Annotated in this window: 17 protein-coding genes and 1 pseudogene; 6 read left to right on the top strand and 12 right to left on the bottom strand. The window is 54.5% G+C overall.

Annotated features, from left to right (window positions below):
• Position 1 precedes the first annotated feature (1 nt).
• From fabZ to pyrH, 11 genes are all read right to left on the bottom strand, one after another.
• On the bottom strand, positions 2 to 463 hold the full coding sequence (gene fabZ, locus OCA8868_RS00865; RefSeq protein WP_093994675.1) for a 3-hydroxyacyl-ACP dehydratase FabZ: 462 nt from the start codon (positions 461 to 463) through the stop codon (positions 2 to 4).
• 81 nt (positions 464 to 544) lie between these two features.
• Positions 545 to 1,168: an OmpH/Skp family outer membrane protein gene (locus tag OCA8868_RS00860; protein ID WP_245847971.1), complete on the bottom strand. Its 624-nt coding sequence runs from the start codon at positions 1,166 to 1,168 to the stop codon at positions 545 to 547.
• Positions 1,168 to 3,483, bottom strand: coding sequence for an outer membrane protein assembly factor BamA (bamA, locus tag OCA8868_RS00855; RefSeq protein WP_093994674.1), 2,316 nt, complete (start codon positions 3,481 to 3,483; stop codon positions 1,168 to 1,170). The genes OCA8868_RS00860 and bamA overlap by 1 nt, the downstream gene beginning before the upstream one ends.
• Before the next feature lie 161 nt (positions 3,484 to 3,644).
• Positions 3,645 to 3,773 (bottom strand): hypothetical protein, encoded by a 129-nt coding sequence (locus OCA8868_RS16825; protein WP_281253576.1) that lies wholly within the window; start codon positions 3,771 to 3,773, stop codon positions 3,645 to 3,647.
• A gap of 100 nt (positions 3,774 to 3,873) precedes the next feature.
• Positions 3,874 to 5,277, bottom strand: coding sequence for an RIP metalloprotease RseP (rseP, locus tag OCA8868_RS00850; protein WP_093994673.1), 1,404 nt, complete (start codon positions 5,275 to 5,277; stop codon positions 3,874 to 3,876).
• Between the two features lie 12 nt (positions 5,278 to 5,289).
• Entirely contained in the window at positions 5,290 to 6,462 is a 1,173-nt protein-coding gene (gene dxr / locus OCA8868_RS00845) for a 1-deoxy-D-xylulose-5-phosphate reductoisomerase (protein ID WP_093994672.1), read from the bottom strand.
• An 8-nt stretch (positions 6,463 to 6,470) separates the two neighbouring features.
• Positions 6,471 to 7,253, bottom strand: a complete 783-nt coding sequence (locus OCA8868_RS00840; RefSeq protein WP_093994671.1) for a phosphatidate cytidylyltransferase — start codon at positions 7,251 to 7,253, stop codon at positions 6,471 to 6,473.
• 1 nt (position 7,254) lies between these two features.
• Positions 7,255 to 7,974: a polyprenyl diphosphate synthase gene (gene uppS, locus OCA8868_RS00835; protein ID WP_093994670.1), complete on the bottom strand. Its 720-nt coding sequence runs from the start codon at positions 7,972 to 7,974 to the stop codon at positions 7,255 to 7,257.
• A gap of 48 nt (positions 7,975 to 8,022) precedes the next feature.
• Positions 8,023 to 8,586 (bottom strand): ribosome recycling factor, encoded by a 564-nt coding sequence (frr, locus tag OCA8868_RS00830; protein ID WP_093994669.1) that lies wholly within the window; start codon positions 8,584 to 8,586, stop codon positions 8,023 to 8,025.
• Between the two features lie 110 nt (positions 8,587 to 8,696).
• Positions 8,697 to 9,332, bottom strand: a complete 636-nt coding sequence (locus OCA8868_RS00825; RefSeq protein ID WP_093994668.1) for a hypothetical protein — start codon at positions 9,330 to 9,332, stop codon at positions 8,697 to 8,699.
• Positions 9,333 to 9,398: 66 nt separating this feature from the next.
• Positions 9,399 to 10,124 carry a UMP kinase gene (gene pyrH / locus OCA8868_RS00820; RefSeq protein ID WP_093994667.1) on the bottom strand — a complete coding sequence of 242 codons (726 nt, stop codon included), beginning with the start codon at positions 10,122 to 10,124 and terminating at the stop codon, positions 9,399 to 9,401.
• Positions 10,125 to 10,183: 59 nt separating this feature from the next.
• Here pyrH and miaA point away from each other — a divergent pair, with 59 nt between their 5' ends.
• From miaA to OCA8868_RS00785, 6 genes and pseudogenes are all read left to right on the top strand, one after another.
• Positions 10,184 to 11,074: a tRNA (adenosine(37)-N6)-dimethylallyltransferase MiaA gene (gene miaA / locus OCA8868_RS00815; protein ID WP_245847969.1), complete on the top strand. Its 891-nt coding sequence runs from the start codon at positions 10,184 to 10,186 to the stop codon at positions 11,072 to 11,074.
• A gap of 78 nt (positions 11,075 to 11,152) precedes the next feature.
• Positions 11,153 to 11,971, top strand: a complete 819-nt coding sequence (locus OCA8868_RS00810; protein ID WP_093994665.1) for a helix-turn-helix domain-containing protein — start codon at positions 11,153 to 11,155, stop codon at positions 11,969 to 11,971.
• A 236-nt stretch (positions 11,972 to 12,207) separates the two neighbouring features.
• Positions 12,208 to 13,875, top strand: coding sequence for an ABC transporter substrate-binding protein (locus tag OCA8868_RS00800; RefSeq protein WP_093994663.1), 1,668 nt, complete (start codon positions 12,208 to 12,210; stop codon positions 13,873 to 13,875).
• Positions 13,876 to 14,021: 146 nt separating this feature from the next.
• Positions 14,022 to 14,611 (top strand): annotated as a pseudogene (locus OCA8868_RS00795) (ABC transporter permease subunit).
• Between the two features lie 12 nt (positions 14,612 to 14,623).
• Positions 14,624 to 16,078, top strand: coding sequence for an ABC transporter permease (locus tag OCA8868_RS00790; RefSeq protein WP_093994662.1), 1,455 nt, complete (start codon positions 14,624 to 14,626; stop codon positions 16,076 to 16,078).
• Positions 16,079 to 16,082: 4 nt separating this feature from the next.
• The gene (locus OCA8868_RS00785) at positions 16,083 to 18,161 is read left to right on the top strand and encodes a dipeptide ABC transporter ATP-binding protein (RefSeq protein ID WP_093994661.1); all 2,079 of its coding nucleotides are present in this window, start codon (positions 16,083 to 16,085) and stop codon (positions 18,159 to 18,161) included.
• A gap of 74 nt (positions 18,162 to 18,235) precedes the next feature.
• Here the strand turns inward: OCA8868_RS00785 and OCA8868_RS00780 are convergent, their stop codons facing one another.
• Positions 18,236 to 18,823 carry a lytic transglycosylase domain-containing protein gene (locus tag OCA8868_RS00780; RefSeq protein ID WP_093994660.1) on the bottom strand — a complete coding sequence of 196 codons (588 nt, stop codon included), beginning with the start codon at positions 18,821 to 18,823 and terminating at the stop codon, positions 18,236 to 18,238.
• Positions 18,824 to 18,966 lie beyond the last annotated feature (143 nt).

Here is an 18,966-nt window from a genome sequence, read left to right as displayed (position 1 = left end):
TTTAGCTCTGCATGTCCATCATTGCGGTGAACTCCGCTTCTGCGGCGAGTTCGCCGTCAACCGTTGCCACACCTTTGAATTTCCAAACCTTGCCACCCGGCTTGCCGCGCGTTGTTTCGACCTTCATCGTCAGCACGTCACCAGGGACAACTTTGCGGCGGAACTTGCAGCCATCGATGCCCATGAAATAGATCAGCATGTTCTTGTCCATCAGGCCCATCGTCGCCCCGACCATTACCGCAGAAGTCTGCGCCATAGCTTCAATTATTGTGACACCTGGCATAATTGGAGTGCCCGGAAAATGGCCCTGAAAATGCGGCTCGTTCATCGTCACGTTCTTGATGCCAGTCGCGGACGTCGTGCCATCGATGTCGATGACTTTGTCCACCAGCAGGAACGGATAGCGATGCGGGATAATCCGTTGGATCAATTGGATATCTGCGGATGTGATCGGGTTTGACATGTGGTTCTCCCTGTGGACGTTGGCCGCCCGAAATTATCGTTTCATATGACTAGCAAGACCGCTTAGGCGCGGCAAGACGCACTAGTTCTCTGGGATGTCTTCTGTGGTCGTATCGGGTGTCAGCTGTGAACCGTCCCCGATCGTTGCATCAATCCGCGCTATCGCGGCATCCGTTACATCAATGCTTCCAAGCGACAGCAAAACGGAACGGCGATCAAGAATAGCAACGGCACCGCGTTCAACCATCAACTCGCCTAAGATTGGTCGTGTGGCGCTGAGGAATTGGTCGCGGCCAAGCGACAGTGTCTCTTCTAGTGCACGTTCTTTCGCATCTTGGGCCCGTCGGATCGCTTGTGCTTTTTCATCAAATGCGAGCGCTTCTTCGCGAAACACCGCCACATCCATTTCACTGCGCTGTGCCGCGAGCGCGAGTTCTTCTTCCCGAAGCGCCTGCGCAATTCGCCCATTCTCGGTCGCGAGTTCCTCGCGCCCATGAGTATAGGATTGACCGATGCGCTGCCCAAACTGCGACTGGGTAAACATCTGATCGATATCGACGGTCAGAAACGTCGGGGCGACCTGCCCCGCCGGAACCTCGAACAACGTCGGATCGACAGCCTGTTGTGCAGTCGCGCCGCCCGAAAGAAGCGCGAATGCAAGTCCTGCTAGCAAACGAGAAACCGAACTGGTCACCCTAAACCGCATCAGAAGTCCGTTGAAATCGTCACGTCAAAGTTCTTGGTCTCGTCATTAGCCTGCACATCAAGCGGTTCAGTGTAGTTAAACCGCAATGGGCCGATTGGCGTGTCCCAGAAGAGCGAAACACCCGCAACGGTACGTGGCGTGAAATCGTTGTAAAGCGTATTGGTCGCGTTCGCGCCATTGCCCACATCCCAAACAGAACCGTAATCAAGGAACAAGCCACCAGAAATCCCGTATTCTTCTGGCAAGCCAAGTGGGAATTCAGCCTCAAGGCGCGCAACGGCAAATGCATTACCACCCAATGCGTCATCAGTCGCAGCATCCCGCGGACCAATACCACCGGGCTGGAACCCGCGCATGGTCCGGCTGGACAAGAAGTAGCGGTCCGTAATCCGGCTATCACCATCCGAATAGCTGAGGTATCCACCTTCGAGCGTCGCGCGCAGTGTTACTTCTTCTGAGAAAACAAGCGTTTGCGCGGTAATTTCAGCGGTCGTTTCGATGTAAGTGGCGTCACCAACACCAAATTCCTGCCCAAAGCGGAACAGCACACCTGCATTTGGGTTCAGCCCCGTGCGGCGCGTGTCATAGCTGTAGTTATAACCAAGGGAATTTGTAGCAATCCCACCCAGCGCGGCATCAGCGACAATGAAAGTCGACTTCGTAGAGACGTCCGTGATGTCGGTGTAGTCATATGCATAGTACAGAACCACACGACCATTTTCGCTTACCGGAAATCCGATACGCGGGCTGAAACGGCCGGTTGTCGTATCATACAAAGCGTTCTGGTTGTCGGTCGACTGGTAGCTTGCATTCAGGCCAAAAGTTAAATCGCGCCCCAAAAGACGTGGCTCCGTAAACCCGAAACTAAGCAGCTGACTTTCTTTGCCGCCTTGGAAGTTGAAGTTAAGCGACTGGCCACGACCCAAGAAGTTACGCTGGCTAAACTTCGCCAACAGACTAAAGCCGTTGTCGGTTGAAAAGTTACCACCAAATGACAAAGACCCAGTTGGCGCCTCGGTTACATCCACATCAATCACAACTCGATCTGGGCTAGAACCCTCACGCGCATCTACGTCGGCGTCTCCGAAAAAGCCTAGTGCCCGGATACGTTCCGCACTTTCACGGATCTGGCGCGGGTTGAACGGGTCCCCTTCTACCACATCAAAACGCGACCGAATAACGCGGTCCAGCGTGGTGTTGTTGCCTTCAATATCGATACGCTCAACAAAGACACGCGGGCCGTTCACAAGGACGAATTCAACATCCAATGTCAACGTACGGTCATTGCGTGTGATGCGTGGGTCAACACGCACAAAGTTAAGACCTTGCTGGATCGCAAGACGCTCAAGGCGGGCAATGTCGCGCTCAATCAAATCTGGAGAATAGGTTACACCCGTGCGAAGACGCAGCGCGTTTTCATAATCGATGGGGTCTGCATCTGTGACTTCGGACGAAACGGACACATTGCCGAATTCAAACTGCTGACCTTCCTGAACGTTAAACGTAATGAGGTAAGCGTCACGTTCGCGTGTCAGCGACACATCAACATTCTGAACCTGAAAATCTACGTAGCCGCGTGACTGGTAGAAATCCGTAAGAACCTGCTGATCAAAGGCCACACGGTCTGCAATGTAGGTATCACGACCGATGACGGCCCGCAGTATGCCGGCTTGCTTGGTCTCTAGAACGCGGCGCAAACGGCTCTCGCCATATGCACGGTTGCCAACAAAGCTGATACGCTCAACTTCGGTCAAACCGCCCTCGAAGACTTCAAACACCAGATCAACGCGGTTGTCTGAACGTTCGATGATGCGTGGCGAAACGGTTGCGTTGATGCGGCCTTGGTCGGCATAGACTTGCGTAATTGCCGCTGTGTCAGCTTCCGCTTGGTTTGGGCTGTAAACGCGGCGTGGCTGGCTTTGCACAACGGCGCCGAGTTCAGCATCCCGTACACGGCTGTTGCCTTCAAATGTGATGCGGTTGATGGTTGGGAATTCCTCAACACGAATAACCAATGTGCGCCCTTGGGGAACGACGTCGACAGTTTCGAACAGGCCCGTTGCGCGAATCCGTTGCGCCGCATCATTGAGCGCGCCCGCAGTCACCGCTTCGCCTTGGCCAAAACCCAAATAGGTCAAGATGGTCGAAGTTTCGATCCGCTGGTTCCCTTCAACGGAAACGTTGGAAAAATTGAAGTTTTGGGCTGTTACAGGGGTGGCAATGGCCATCATCCCAGAAACGAGCATGAGGGCGACAGTCGCCCCAACCCGGATACGTCCCAAAATCGCAGTTACAGCTTGCAGCGCATTGTTCATATTTTTTGCTCGTTTAGACATCCCAAGTAGGTCCGGTCTACCCGTGCTACGTAAGGTTGTCAAAAGCAACAAACGCGTCACACAGAACCAACTGCGAGACGCGCTAAATAATGCCGATTGTTCGGAAAATCCTAGGTGACGTTAACCAACGGAACCAGCCGCTATTGCAGCGACCCAACCCAAGCACCCATACCGAGTGCCGCAACGATCGTGCCAAGATAGATCAAGCGATCCCAGTTCAGGTTCACAAGAAGGCTAAGGCCTTGGTATCCAGCTGTAATCGTCTGCATTGAACTATCCTCATTGGATTAACTTGCGAACAATATGACGACCAAATGTGGCAACTTCTGGGCAGCGCCATGACAACTGTAAGGTAATTCCCACCTGCCCTTATGGGCAGAACAGCAGATCGTTACCAATCGCGAACAGCATTAAGGTACCGATCAACGCTAGTCCGACAGCCATCAAAATTCGCAGTGCACCATCGCTCGGCATCTTACCTGTGACCGCCTCATAGGCATGAAAAACAAGGTGCCCTCCATCAAGAATTGGAATCGGGAACAGGTTCAACAGGCCAACAGCCGTGGACAAAACAGCGATAAAGCTGATGAAGCTCAGCGTGCCTTGGCTGGCCATGGAACCGGAGGTTTCCGCGATCCCGACGGGGCCGCTCAGATTGCAGGTATTTATGTTGCCGATGATCATCTGCTTCAGCCCGTTGATGGACTGCTTGATGATGAACCACACTTGCTGGATTGCGAGCTTCATTGCTTCGCCAATCCCCACGGCGCCGGTTGCAGGTTCAAAGAACAAACCACCCGTTCCAATACCAAGCTTTGGCTCGTCACGCATGGACCCGTCCGCTTGCGGGATCGCAGTCAAGCGTGGTGTTAGGGTGCTTTCAAACGTCTCACCATCGCGCCAAACCACCAGTGAAATAGGTTGTTCACGCGTTTCATTGACGAATTCAATCATGTCATTGAACTGGTAAACCGGTGTGCCATTCATGCTGACGATGACATCGCCAATCTTCAGATCGGCATCGTCCGCTGCGGATCGCGGGGTGATTGCCTGAACGAATGCAGGCTGTGGCTGCGGGCCAAGCACCGTCATTTGCTCGCCATTACGTTCAATCGTGTACTCGACAGAGGGTTTGGACTCCACATCCGCCACCGCAGCACTAAAACCTTCGGGGTAATTCAACGCAACGCCTTCGACCTCAAGCACGCGGTCCCCTGCCTCAAGCTGCTGTTCAATCATGTCAGGAAAACCAGGCAAAGCCGAGACTGTCAGCGGGGTCGTAGGCTGTCCTTGGAACATCAAGACACCCGCAAACACAAGGAACGACAGGATAAAATTGAAAACGGGGCCCGCGGCAACCGTCGCAGAGCGCGCCCAAAGCGGAGCGCCGAGCATGGTGTTTCGTTCTGTCAAAGCCTCAGTGTGGGCAATCGCCTCAGCGGACAAATTCGAGCGATTCTCGATGTAATCCTCCAGCTTCGCACCCTCTTCTCCGGAGTCGCGACCACCAACGGAGGCTGCATTCGCGTCGCCTAGAAACTTGACGTAACCACCAAATGGCAATGCTGCGATCTGCCAAAGGGTGCCGCGTTTATCACGACGGCTCCACAGTACTTTGCCAAACCCGATCGAAAAGACCTCAGCATGGATGCCAGACCAGCGCCCGACGATGTAGTGACCGTATTCGTGAATCGCCACGATGATCGACAATGCGATCACAAAGAACAACATCGTAAAGGCGATGTTCCCGAAGGACGGGATCAGGTTTGTCATGAAATCCAAGGTCTAACTCTCAATCTTCGCAATTTCTTCGCAAGCAAGCGCACGCGCCATGCTGTCGGCTTGGTTAACGCTATCTAGGGTGATCGTGGCATTTTGCAGCCCCTCGCGGGACAACATCACGTCAACGACACCGTTTACGACACGCGCCATATCGGTGAAACGGCAATCGCCAGCAAGGAACCCGTCCAGCGCCTGTTCTTTTGCGGCATTGAAGACGGCCCCAGTCAAGCCACCCTCCTCCATCACCTTTTGGGCAATGGCGAGTGCGGGATAACGGGCCGCTTCGGGTGCGCGGAAATTCAGCTGGCCAATGGCGGCAAGGTCAAGGCGTTCCACGGGAACATGTTTGCGATCCGGCCAGTTCAGCGCGTACCCGATGGCGTGGCGCATGTCTGGCGGGCCAACATGGGCCATCAGCGCGCCGTCATTGAACCCGACAAGCGCATGGATCAGGCTTTCGGGGTGGACAATCGTTTCAATCTTGTTCGCATCAATTCCGAAAAACTCTTTTGTTTCAATAAGCTCCATGGCCTTATTAAACATAGACGAACTGTCGATTGTGATGCGTTGCCCCATATCCCAATTAGGGTGGTTTGAGGCTTCGGCCACGGTAACACGGTCCAAGGCGTCAAGCGGACGATCACGAAACGCACCGCCGCTAGCCGTAATGATGATGCGCTCAACTGCGGAGATGTCTTCACCGATCAGGGCCTGAAAAACGGCCGAATGTTCGGAATCCACAGGCAGAACAGTTGCCCCTAACCGCTTGGCCTCAGACATCAAAAGCGTCCCAGCGGTGACAAGGGATTCTTTGTTCGCCAGCGCCAAGGTGGTTCCGTGCTTCAACGCCTCCAACCCCGGCGCAAGGCCAGCAGCCCCTACAATCGCCGACATAACCCAGTCAGCGGGACGCGCTGCGGCCTCAATCAAGGCGGCGTCGCCAGCGGCGGCCTCAATCCCAGTTCCAGCCAAGCCATCGCGTAACTCGTCCAGCCTTGAAGGATCGGAAGTCACAGCAACTTCGGCACGTAATGCTTTGGCATCTTTGATTAATTGTGAAATGTTCTGCGCACCAGTCAACGCCACGACGTCATATACTTCGGGGTCACGCGCGATCAGATCAATCGTGCTTTGCCCGATAGAGCCGGTCGCCCCAAGGATCGAAACGCGCCGCATGCCCACCTCTAGACCGAGACCTGAATGACCAAAGACAACGCCAACAAAAAGATCACAGCGCCAGAAATCGCATCAAAACGATCTAACACTCCACCGTGACCCGGAATGAGATTTGAGCTGTCTTTCACGCCTGTCTTGCGCTTCAATGCGCTCTCCACAATGTCGCCCATTTGCCCAGCAAACGCCACAAGGACCGACAACAAGATCAAGCCCAAAGGTGAACCGTTCCAGATCACGAACCCTAGCCCGACCAATGCCGCGCCGATCCAGCCTACAGCGGTGCCGGACCATGTTTTCTTGGGACTAATAGAGGGCCAGAACTTCGGTCCGCCAAAGGTCTTCCCCGCAAAATAGCCCATCACATCAGAGGCGATCACCACAAGGATAAGCCAGAGGAGCATATCCAGCCCCTGCTCTTCGCGGAACGCGACCAACCCAAAGCCGACCCAGAACACCGCAAACAGAACCAGGGCCCCATAAATTCGCTCTTTCGTAAGCGCGAAACCACAACCAACTACCAAAACGACCGATGCCAATACCGCCAGCCAAGAAATGGTACCAGCGCTGAAAAGACACAGGAAAAGAACACAAGACACGGCAACCGGCATAGAAACGCGGCCCCGTTCTGGCTGCATCTCACACATTTCGAAAATTTCCCAAGCCATCAGCGCCGTAACAATCAACACCAGCCCAAGGAAAATGTTGCCGCCCAGCCAGATCGCACCGATCCCAAGCACTGACATGACTGCTGCAGAGCCAACGCGCGGGCCTAGGTCGGACCAGTTCGCCATGTCAGACTTTCACCCCACCAAAGCGGCGTTCCCGAGACTTAAAACCCAACAAAACATGGGAAAACACGTCAGGGGTAAAGTCTGGCCATAGCGTATCGATGAATTCGTACTCAGCGTAGGCAGATTGCCAAAGTAAGAAGTTCGAAATCCGCGCTTCACCGCTTGTTCGGATCACCAGATCAGGATCTGGTAAGAAACACGTATCCAGATACTTCGGAAGCGTTTCATCGTTCACGTCATTCGGGGCGAGCTTCCCTGCCGCCACGTCATGGGCCAAACGACGTGTAGCGCGTGCCACCTCGTCTCGACCGCCATAGTTAATGGCGACAGTCAAATGAACGCGGTCATTCCCTGCGGTCAGCAACTCCAGCTCGTCCATTAGGTCCACGAGCTTGTCATCAAGGCGCACACGGTCACCAATGAAACGAACCCGCACGCCATTGGCCAACAAGTCTCGCGCTTCGCGTTGGATGTAACGGCGGAACAACTTCATCAAACCAGCGACTTCGGTTTGCGTGCGCTTCCAATTTTCTGTCGAAAATGCAAATATTGTCAGATACTTAACGCCAAATTTCGGGCAAGACTCAACAATTTCGCGCACACGCTTTGCACCAGCATGGTGCCCGAATAGGCGCGGTCGCCCACGCATCTGCGCCCAGCGTCCATTGCCATCCATAATTATGGCCACGTGGTTTGGGCCGTTCTCGATATCTTTGGCCATATGAGTGGCCCCCGCTCTACTCGTCTACCTCTCATCCGCGAACGCGGATCAGACTTGCATAATCTCGTCTTGTTTCGTTTCAAGCTGCTCATCAATGCGTTTGATGAAATCGTTGGTCATGTCCTGAACTTCAGCTTCCCAAAGCTTTTGGTCATCTTCAGACATGCCGTCGTTCTTGCCTTTTTTGATCTGATCCATCCCGTCACGACGAACGTTGCGAACACTGACCCGCGCGTTTTCCGCATATGTACCGGCAACCTTGGTCAGATCACGGCGTCGCTCTTCGTTGAGCTCGGGGATCGGCAGCATGATGATCGTGCCGTTCGTTTGTGGGTTAATACCAAGGCCGCTTTCGCGAATGGCTTTTTCGACCTTACCAACAAGGCCTTTGTCCCAAACATTTACCGTGACCATGCGTGGCTCTGGAACGTTAACAGTACCAACTTGGTTGATTGGCGTCATGGAACCATAGGCATCCACCATCACGGGTTCAAGAATTGATGCCGACGCGCGACCTGTCCGCAGGGAAGCGAACTCGACCCGCAAATTGGCAATCGCACCGTCCATACGGCGGCTCAAATCATCGGTATCTAGAATAAAGTCATCTGACATAGTGCTGCTCTTCTCACGTTATTTCGGTTGATATACAGTTAATGCGCTGGGTTTGTATAGAAGGTGTGCGCAGAAGTTGTGCAGATCAGCGGGTTCAGAGCAATTTTAGCCTAACCTCGTCGACGCCTTACCTTTCGAAGCGCTAGGATTCCGGGCACATATGCTGCAGCCAGAAGAAGTGCAGCCATTGATCCAAAGAATGGCAAAACATCGCGCGATAGCGACCAACGGGGCAATTCACAAGTCGCCGTACACCTCGGCATGAACGCAAAGGCAATCGGGACGATACAGGCCAACCCGATAAGGATCACCAATGACCAGATCACAACATAACGCTTTGTTCGCGCAGGATAAGCCAATTCCCCCAGCTTAGCTGACGAAACATAAGTTTCAGCTTCAATCGAAAGTGCAACGCTGCCCAAAGTGTCAACCTGCTCGCGTACATTATAACGTAATAGCAGTTGATCTGCTTTAGGGCTGAATGCCGCAAGATTTTGAAGGCTCGTCATAGTCCATTCAGACGCACCAAGTGTGTAAATAGGCATTGAGTTGACAACCTTAGACAGATTTTTACCTGTACGCTCGCATGTTTGCGCGAAAATCGATTGATATTCGTAAGTGTCAACGTCGAGGTCATAAAAGGTTGTCTCGGGGGTCAGGGTAGATCGATCACACCCGAGCGTTTCGTTCACCACATCAAGCAGGACATCAAAGTAGTCTGGCTGGGGCGCACTTAAATCAGTCATAACCCACTTTTCAAAGAACGAGGCGGCGAAAATAAGGCTGGATCACGACAAACTTCGCAAAAAACTTCAATCGCTAACAACCGTGGATGTTCCGGTTCCATCAAGGATCCCTTTGAACCCTCCATCTGCGTCAAGGCTGAACACCACAATCGGCAGGCTGTTTTCACGTGCCAACGCGATGGCGGATGCATCCATCACGCCAAGGTGCTGGGCCAGAACCTCGTCATATGTGATCTTGTCGTAGCGTTTAGCGTCGTCATGTTTGGCCGGGTCTTTGTCATAGACGCCATCAACCTTGGTGCCCTTAAAGATCGCTTCGCAGGCCATTTCAGAAGCCCGCAATGTGGCTGCAGTATCTGTGGTGAAATACGGGTTGCCCGTACCGGCCGCGAAAATACAAATGCGTTTCTTTTCAAGGTGACGCACGGCGCGGCGGCGAATGTAGGGTTCGGCCACTTCGTTCATGGTGATCGCGGAAATCACGCGGGTGTGGATGCCGAGGCCCTCAAGGGCGGATTGCATCGCCAGCGCGTTCATCACGGTTGCGAGCATGCCCATATAGTCCGCCGTGGTGCGTTCCATCCCTTGCGCTGAGCCCTGAAGCCCGCGGAAGATATTGCCGCCGCCGATGACCATGCATATCTCAACACCCATTTCCTGAACGCTTTGCACTTCGCGCGCGATCCGTTCGACGGTGGGCGGATGCAGGCCAAAGCCCTGATCGCCCATTAACGCCTCACCTGAAATCTTGAGCATGACACGATTATAGGCGGTTTTTTCTGTCTCAGACATGGGCGCTCCGGTGCTGCTTTCAGTTCGCGTTAAAATGTCGCAAAAGGAGGGGGGACGCAATGGGACATCGCATGATTGATCTAACCAAAATTGACGCCAATAAGCCCGTCTTGATTTATGGGCCAACGGCATCGGGCAAGTCGGGTTTGGCTCTGCAAATCGCCGAGGCCCAAGGCGGCGTTATTATCAACGGCGATGCCTTGCAGGTCTATCAGGGCTGGCCGATTTTGACGGCACAACCACCAGCAGAAGACTTAGTCCGTGCACCGCATCACCTTTATAGTCACCTCGCGTATGATGCGCCCTATTCCGTTGGCGATTGGTTGCGTGATGTGAAACCCTTTATGAACAGTGTGCGCCCGATTATCGTTGGCGGTACGGGGTTGTATTTCAGCGCCCTGACCGAGGGGCTTGCCGAGATCCCCCCAACGCCACCCGCGGTTCGGGCGCAAGCGGATGCCATCCCTCTGCCCGACCTTATCGCCGCGCTGGACGATGCGACCGCCACAGGGCTTGACTTGAACAACCGCGCCCGTGTCCAACGCGCCTATGAAGTGCAGGCTTCCACTGGACGCAGCATTCGCGACTGGCAGGCGGATACGCCGCCACCACTTGTTCCTCTGAAAAGCTGTACTGCCCTTGCCCTGATGCCGGATGTGGACTGGCTCAACGCGCGGATTGCGGAACGCTTTGATATGATGATGGACGCTGGTGCCTTGGATGAGGCCGAAAAGATGCGGCCCATCTGGGACGAAACAGCGCCGTCGTCCAAGGCAATCGGGGCCCATGAAATGATCCAATTGTTGAACGGCGACATCACCCCCGATTCGGCGCGTGAGGCGATAATCGTGGCCACGCGCCAATACGCCAAACGCCAGCGTACTTGGTTGCGTTCCCGTATGAAGCGTTGGCAGATCGTGCCGCTACCAGATGTGGGCGATCTCAAATAGTCCACATAAAGGTCTTTGAATTACACACATTTACGGTGAAAATTGTCCTATTCGAACATGTTCTAGGGATAGCCGCTGATGATGACCGACCCGCAAAACCGCCTCGCTTTGACTGCAATCGCACAGAATGCTGGCCAAGGGCGTTGGCGTACAGAAGCGATGCGCAGCCATACATCACCGCGACTTATCTTCGTGGCGCGCGGTCAAGGCCGCATCACTATTGCGGGGCTCACCAGCGGGTTTGGTGCCAATAACCTGATCTATATTCCAGCAGGAACCATGTACGGATTTGAGGTTGGCCCAACCGTGTTCGGGCAAATGCTGACAATCCCATCTGCTATGGCGGACGAATGGCCAATTGAACCAGTTCACCTTCGCTTGCGTGACGTAATCGCGCAAAAAGAACTCGCTGTGCATCTCGACGCGCTTGAGCGTGAATTGCAGTCAGACCAAACAGGTGGCCAGCGGGCAGCCCATTACAACCTTGGTCTTCTGGCTATCTATTTTGAACGTCAGCTGGAAATCAGATCTGAGGACAGCAAGGACGCACGCAAAGATACCGCGGCAGCGCGGCTCGTCGCGGCCTACACCGACCTGATCGAGCGCGATTTTCATGAACACAATGGCGTGGCAGATTACGCCGCGAAGCTTGGGGTTACGCCGACCCATCTGGCACGTGTTTGCAAGCAAACCAGCGGAAAATCTGCGCTATCGTTGTTGAACGATCGCATTCTATTTGAGGCGCGAATGCTGCTTCGCGACACCAAATTCCCTGTCCGCCAGATCGCGGGCGATCTCGGTTTTGGGTCAGCCGCGTACTTCACACGGGCGTTTCAGTCCCAGACCGGACTAACGCCATCCCAGTTCCGCAAAAAAGGGCCGCTTGCGCAGGCTTAAACGGTTCATTTTCCTTAATTTAATGCTGCATCGCAGCATCCCCCCGCTTTCGCCTTGCGGCCCATTTACGACCATGCAAACGTCGCAAGTGCCGATTGCAGCCGTTGACGGCGGGTCAAAAACCCCGCCCAATGCAGTTTCCAAGGGGGGGACGAAAACTAAGACGCGCGAACCGGTGCGAGTTGTCCGTTCCAAAAACCCTGCAAAACAAAAACGTGTCATCAGGGAGAACACGCATGACCAATAAAACCCTTACGGGCGCTCCACTGCATTCAGCAGTCGACGTGTATGTAAAAGACGAGATGGCTGGGAAGCTTGACCGTCGCGAATTCATGGCGCGCACAACCGCACTTGGCGTCACATCCGCTGGCGCGTACGGCCTTCTCGGCCTGACCCAGCCGGCGCTAGCTGCTGGCCACGCCCAACAGGGCGGCACAATGCGCATGCAGATGGAAGTTCGTGCGCTAAAGGACATCCGTGCAACGGACTGGACGCAGATGGCGTTCGTTTATGCTGGCTGGCTTGAGTATCTCGTCGAGTACAACTCCGATGGTACGTTCACACCTGCCCTCCTCACGAGCTGGGAAGTCAACGAAGACGCGACACAGTACATTCTAAACGTTCGTGAAGGCGTAAAGTGGAACAACGGCGACGACTTCACCGCTGAAGACGTTGCGCGTGTGATCACAGATTGGTGTGACAAGGACGCTGAAGGCAACTCCATGGCGGGCCGTATGTCCGTCATCGTTGATGCGGACACAAATAAAGCCATCGAAGGCGCAATCGAAGTCACTGGCACGCATCAGGTTTCTCTAAACCTGCCAGCATCTGACATCTCGCTGATTGCGGGCATGGCTGACTACCCAGCCGCGATTTACCACAACACGCTTGATCGCGATAACCCGATCAATACACCTGTTGGCACTGGCCCATACCTGCCAGAGAGCCACGAAGTTGGGGTTAAGTCCGTTCTGGTTCGCAACGAAGACCACGAATGGTGGGGCTACGCCGAAGGCGCAGGCGCTTACCTCGATCGCATCGAATATATCGACTACGGCACTGACCCGTCTGCATGGGTTGCAGCAGCCGCCGCCGACGAAATCGACATGACATACGAAACTGTTGGCGACTTCGTCGAAGTGTTCGAGTCAATCGGCTATGAGCGTTCTGAAATCGCATCTGCTGCGACGATCGTTATTCGTCCAAACCAAGCCGCAGAAGTTGACGGCATGACACCATACGCCGACGTCCGCGTCCGTAAGGCGATCCAGATGGCGGTTGACCCAGCTGTTTGCCTTGAGCTTGGCTATGCCAACCAAGGTAGCACAGCGCGCAACCACCACGTTGGTCCGATGCACCCTGAATGGGCTGATGTTGCGGCCACTGAGTACGACCCAGAAGGCGCGCTTGCCCTGCTTACAGAAGCTGGCATGGCTGACTTCGAGATGGAAATCTCTTCCATCGACGATGACTGGCGCAAGAACACAACTGATGCGGTTGCAGCACAGTTGCGTGACGCTGGCTTCAACGTGAAGCGGACAATCATCCCGGGTTCCACGTTCCGGAACGACTGGTCGAAGTACCCGTTCTCTTCCACCAACTGGAACCACCGTCCACTGGGCACGCAGGTACTTGGCCTTGCGTACCGTTCTGGTGAAGCATGGAACGAATTTGCATTCTCGAATGCGGAATTCGATGCTCTGCTTGACGAAGCGAACGCATTGGCTGACGCAGATGCACGTCGCGAAGTGATGGCGAAGATCCAGCAGATCCTCACGGACGAAGCGGTCACGATCCAGCCTTACTGGCGTTCCCTGTACCGCCATTCAAAGCCGGGCTTTGTTGGCTGGGATATGCACATCGCGTACCTGCCACAGATCTACAAGATCGCTGTTGCAGCCTAACTGACGCGACAATCGGGCCGCCCTTAACTCGGGGCGGCCCTTTTTTCACGCGACACGTCGACTAAAAAAGATCGCGCCAATAATGCGTGCGGCAAACCCAACAGGGGTACACTATGGGACTGTGTATTCTGCGCCGCTAAGGGGTCATGCTCCTTACGGCTCTCTGCCTGACGTTTATCGTTTTCTGGCTCACCAATCTTTATCCAAAGCTTGAAGTGCTGGCGAAAACACAGGGCAACTTCCGCATGTCTGATGAGGCTGTCGTCAGCTTTCTCGACAACCGCGGCTACACACAGTCCCTGCCTATAAAATACGGACAATGGCTCGGCGTTTTGCCTGGCTATGTCATTGACGGATCAGACGGTGAAATCCGCGCGAAATGCGAAGGCAATTCTGTACCAACTGACAGCACCCCGCGCTTTTGTGGCATTATTCAAGGCAACTGGGGGTTTTCCACCGTTGCAAAGGAAAACGTCTCTGACGTTCTGCCCACGCGCTGATTGCCCCCTTTACGGTGATTATGTTGCAAATCCCGTGGCTGTTGAACGGCGTTGTTATCGTTGAGACCCTGTTCACCTACCAAGGCTTCGGCTGGGAACTCGTGCGCGCGGCCTCAAACAACGACATCGAAATGCTGCTTGGCGTTTCGGTTATCTCCGTCGTCGTGGTGCTGACGACGCAGCTGATTTCAGACATCGGCTATGTCTTCCTCAACCCACGCATTCGCATTTCTTAAGGAGCCAGAACAATGGAACCACTTTCCTGGACCGGCTCCTTCGGGAGCACCCTCACCCCCGCCCTTGTCATCGCCGCAAGCGTATTTTTGGCGGGCGTCATTTTGCAACTCATCGTGGGCTTCTTCGCGCCCGAGGTGAAACTGCAAGCCAACGCCGACGGCACAATACAATCGCGTGGCGGGCTTCTTGGGCAACTGGAACGCCTGAACGGCCAGATATTCATGTTGATCGTGCTGATCTTTGCGGCAATCATCGTTGTGTCTTGGTTCATGCCTTATGGCAAAGCAGGCATTGTCGGCGAAATCAGCAAGCGTTTCATCCCCGTGTGGATCGCACTGATCGTGACCTTTACTTTGTCGATCACCTTCAAACGCAAATTGGGCCTTTACGGAAAACTGTTTGATTCCACCGTCGGCATGATTGGTTTTGCGCTGGTGATGTTCTGGGTCTTCACGTCGATCTTCGTGGGCGTGTTCGACATGATCGCAACCCACGATCCGTTGCAGCAAATCTCGGGGCTCAAGATCAAAGTACCGGGCATTCCGGTTCCTGATGGCCAAGACGCTGACTTTTTCCCGCATTACCTTTTGGGCGGTGACAATCTAGCGCGCGATATTTTTAGCCGCGTGGTTCATGGGTCCGTAATTGTTATGATCATTGCGCCAGTCGCGACCGTGTTTGCCTTTATGCTCGGCATTACGCTGGGCCTGCCTGCGGGCTACTACGGCGGCAAACTGGACACGATCCTGAGCTTCGTTGCCAACCTCATCCTCGCGTTTCCAGTCATCTTGTTGTTCTTCTTGCTGGTGACGCCGGAACTCATTGATCTTGGCGTTCCAAACTACATGGCCGCGGTCTTGTTTCTGTTTCCGCTGATCTTCTTTGGCGTCCTGATCAACTCGCGCTATCATACACAACCGAGCAAGAATGCCCTGTATCTGGCGTTTGTCCTTATTCCAGTAGGCTACGCCTATGTCGCTGGGATCTCGGAAAAAGACACCGTGTTGTACTTCCTGCCAGAGGCGCTTGATAAGTTCACACTGCCCAAAGAAATTCTCGTGGTTTTTGTGTCCGTGGTCTTCGTGAACTCGCCGACCGTGTTTCGTATCGTGCGCGGCCTCGCGCTTGATATCAAAACACGCGACTACGTGGCAGCCGCGCAAACGCGCGGTGAAGGCACTTGGTACATCATGCTATGGGAAATCCTGCCAAACGCACGCGGCCCCCTGATCGTCGATTTTTGCCTACGGATCGGTTACACCACGATCCTTTTGGGAACATTGGGCTTCTTTGGCCTTGGTTTGGCGTCAGAAAGCCCTGACTGGGGCTCAACGATCAACGCGGGCCGAAAGTTGTTGTTGTTCGCGCAGCACCTTGCATTGCCACCTGCGATTGCACTCCTGTCACTCGTACTCGGCCTCAACCTTCTCGCGGATGGTCTGCGTGAAGAAAGCCTGAAGGATTAAGCCCATGGACAAGCAACCCTACAACGGCCCCATCCTTGAAATCGACCGTTTGTCGATCAGCTTCTTCACACGGCTGCGGGAAATCCCTGCGGTGATGAACTTCTCTGCCTCCCTGCAACCGGGCGAAGCGCTTGGTATTGTGGGGGAATCCGGTTGCGGCAAGTCCACCGTGGCGCTTGGCGTCATGCAGGACCTCGGCGTAAACGGACGCATCGTTGGTGGTTCGATCAAGTTCAAGGGCCGCGAGATGAACACCATGACGCGCGAGGAATTGCGCGACATTCGCGGGTCCGAAATCGCGATGATCTATCAGGAACCCATGGCGTCGCTTAACCCCGCCATGCGCATCGGCAAGCAGCTGATGGAAGTGCCGATGATCCACGAAGGTGTGTCAAAGGAAGAGGCTTACGCCCGCGCGCTGGAAGTTGTGACAGACGTTAAGCTGCCTGACCCAAAACGCATGTTGAACTCGTTTCCGCATCAGCTTTCAGGCGGCCAACAGCAACGCATCGTGATCGCCATGGCGTTGATGTCCAAGCCATCCTTGTTGATCTTGGACGAACCGACAACCGCGCTTGATGTGACCGTCGAAGCGGCTGTCGTTGAACTAGTGAAGGACCTTGGCAAAAAATACGGCACTTCAATGCTGTTCATCAGCCACAACCTTGGCCTCGTGCTGGAAACCTGTGACCGCATCTGCGTGATGTATTCCGGCGAAGCGGTCGAACGTGGCACCATTGAGGGCGTGTTCGACAACATGCAGCACCCCTATACACAGGCACTGTTCCGTTCGATCCCCCTGCCCGGAGCCGACAAAAACGAGCACCCCTTGGTGGCCATTCCGGGCAACTTCCCCCTGCCCCATGAGCGACCGAACGGTTGTAACTTCGGCCCACGCTGCGACTACTTTGAGGCAGGGCGTTGTGACAGCGGCCCCATCTCGATGGAAAACGCTGACATCGACCATGAAACACGGTGCCTGCGGTATCGCGAGATCGACTGGAACGCCCCGCTTGTGGCTGGAGCGCAAACCGAAAAACCTGAACCGGGCCGTGTTGTTCTGAAAATGGACAACCTCAAGAAATACTACGAGGTTGCCGCGTCCGCGCTGTTTGGCGGCGGATCAAAGAAGGTCGTCAAAGCCAACGAAACGCTGTCCTTTGAGGCCCGCGAATCCGAAACCCTTGCGATCGTTGGGGAATCCGGCTGCGGTAAATCCACGTTTGCCAAGGTGTTGATGGGGCTGGAAACCGCCACAGACGGTGAAATCCTGCTCGACAACAAACGCATCGGTAACATCCCGATTGAAGAGCGCGACACCAACACCATCGCAGATGTGCAAATGGTGTTCCAAAACCCATTTGATACGCTGAACCCATCGATGACCGTCGGGCGGCAAATCATGCGCGCGCTTGAGATTTTCAAGATCGGCAAGAACGACAACGAGCGCCGTGAACGTATGCTCGACCTGCTTGATTTAGTAAAGCTGCCCCGCGCCTTTGCAGACCGAATGCCGCGCCAGTTGTCTGGTGGGCAAAAGCAGCGTGTCGGTATTGCGCGCGCCTTTGCCGGTGATGCGCGGATTGTGGTGGCCGATGAACCTGTGTCCGCATTGGACGTGTCGGTTCAGGCGGCTGTAACCGACCTGTTGATGGAAATCCAGCGCGAGCATAAAACCACGCTTCTGTTCATCTCGCATGACCTTAGCATCGTGCGCTATCTGTCTGATCGCGTTATGGTAATGTACCTTGGGCATGTGGTGGAAATGGGGTCTACGGATCAGGTCTTCGCACCTCCGTACCACCCATATACCGAGGCGCTTTTGTCCGCCGTTCCGATTGCGGACACCAAGATCAAGAAGAAGCACATCGTTCTTGATGGTGACATTCCATCGGCCATGAACCCGCCTACCGGTTGCCCGTTCCAAACGCGCTGCAACTGGAAGGACAAGGCTGGAAAGTCGCTGTGCGAAAGCGAAGTGCCACCAGTTCGGATGCTCGCAGATGGTCATCAGGTGAAATGCCACCTGTCTGATGCTGATCTGGCCGAAATGGAGCCTGTTATCGAAATGGCCGCTGAGTAATATTTCAATGATATCAAAGCAAAAGGCGCCGCAGTTGATGTGACGCCTTTTCTAAATCTGAATGCTTAACGCTATCAGCTGCCCCAGATAACACGTACATAGTTGCGTGTTTCACGGTATGGCGGGACACCGCCATGCTGCTGCACTGCACCCGGACCTGCGTTATAGGCCGCAAGTGCCAAACGCCATGAGCCGAATGTGTCATATTGTTCACGCAAGTACCGCGCTCCGCCATCCAAGTTTTGATAAGGATCACGGGGGTTAACGCGCAAATACTGTGCTGTGCCGGGCATAAGCTGCGCAAGCCCAATCGCCCCGGCATGGGACACTGCATTGGGGTTAAACGCGCTTTCCTGCTGCACCAAACGCAGGAACAGATCTTCAGGAACACGGTTGCGCCGCGCAGCTGACTTGGCCATGTCCAAGAACTGTCCGCGATAATTGCCGTTGTATTGAGGGCCGGTGTTGGTCGCCGATGGCACCACAACACGCGGAGGCTGCAAGCGCACGGAATTTGCATATTGCGATGACGCGCGGCCATCCAAAACGTCCAACTGAGAGCTGAAAAGCGTCGTGCGGTTGCGCGTCGACAGGCTGTCAGCCGTGACAGGCACCGCTGATACCGCTGTGGCGAACGCCGCCAAAATACAAACTACACGCATAAATCGCCCCCACGTTTCCGCACATATAGCCCACTAACAGGGTAGTTTCCACACTTTACGGTGCAATTCGCCAATGGACAGCTCTTCCTAGGGTTCTATTAACCAGTTTCTAACCCGTTGGCGGTGATGTATCACGAGCCAGA

Source organism: Octadecabacter ascidiaceicola (assembly GCF_900185015.1).
GTDB lineage: Bacteria > Pseudomonadota > Alphaproteobacteria > Rhodobacterales > Rhodobacteraceae > Octadecabacter > Octadecabacter ascidiaceicola.
Note: the sequence above shows the minus strand (reverse complement) of the source record. Positions and strands in the feature narration are given on the sequence as shown.

Bases quoted from the DNA above. Each gene is read 5' to 3' on its own strand.
- uppS (WP_093994670.1), bottom strand. From the start codon at position 7,974: ATGGCCAAAGATATCGAGAACGGCCCAAACCACGTGGCCATAATTATG.
- fabZ (WP_093994675.1), bottom strand. From the start codon at position 463: ATGTCAAACCCGATCACATCCGCAGATATCCAATTGATCCAACGGATT.
- pyrH (WP_093994667.1), bottom strand. From the start codon at position 10,124: ATGTCTGAGACAGAAAAAACCGCCTATAATCGTGTCATGCTCAAGATT.
- OCA8868_RS00780 (WP_093994660.1), bottom strand. From the start codon at position 18,823: ATGCGTGTAGTTTGTATTTTGGCGGCGTTCGCCACAGCGGTATCAGCG.
- OCA8868_RS00790 (WP_093994662.1), top strand. From the start codon at position 14,624: ATGGAACCACTTTCCTGGACCGGCTCCTTCGGGAGCACCCTCACCCCC.
- miaA (WP_245847969.1), top strand. From the start codon at position 10,184: ATGGGACATCGCATGATTGATCTAACCAAAATTGACGCCAATAAGCCC.
- OCA8868_RS00810 (WP_093994665.1), top strand. From the start codon at position 11,153: ATGATGACCGACCCGCAAAACCGCCTCGCTTTGACTGCAATCGCACAG.
- OCA8868_RS00785 (WP_093994661.1), top strand. From the start codon at position 16,083: ATGGACAAGCAACCCTACAACGGCCCCATCCTTGAAATCGACCGTTTG.
- OCA8868_RS00800 (WP_093994663.1), top strand. From the start codon at position 12,208: ATGACCAATAAAACCCTTACGGGCGCTCCACTGCATTCAGCAGTCGAC.
- rseP (WP_093994673.1), bottom strand. From the start codon at position 5,277: ATGACAAACCTGATCCCGTCCTTCGGGAACATCGCCTTTACGATGTTG.
- OCA8868_RS00860 (WP_245847971.1), bottom strand. From the start codon at position 1,168: ATGCGGTTTAGGGTGACCAGTTCGGTTTCTCGTTTGCTAGCAGGACTT.
- OCA8868_RS00840 (WP_093994671.1), bottom strand. From the start codon at position 7,253: ATGGCGAACTGGTCCGACCTAGGCCCGCGCGTTGGCTCTGCAGCAGTC.
- OCA8868_RS16825 (WP_281253576.1), bottom strand. From the start codon at position 3,773: ATGCAGACGATTACAGCTGGATACCAAGGCCTTAGCCTTCTTGTGAAC.
- dxr (WP_093994672.1), bottom strand. From the start codon at position 6,462: ATGCGGCGCGTTTCGATCCTTGGGGCGACCGGCTCTATCGGGCAAAGC.
- frr (WP_093994669.1), bottom strand. From the start codon at position 8,586: ATGTCAGATGACTTTATTCTAGATACCGATGATTTGAGCCGCCGTATG.
- OCA8868_RS00825 (WP_093994668.1), bottom strand. From the start codon at position 9,332: ATGACTGATTTAAGTGCGCCCCAGCCAGACTACTTTGATGTCCTGCTT.
- bamA (WP_093994674.1), bottom strand. From the start codon at position 3,483: ATGAACAATGCGCTGCAAGCTGTAACTGCGATTTTGGGACGTATCCGG.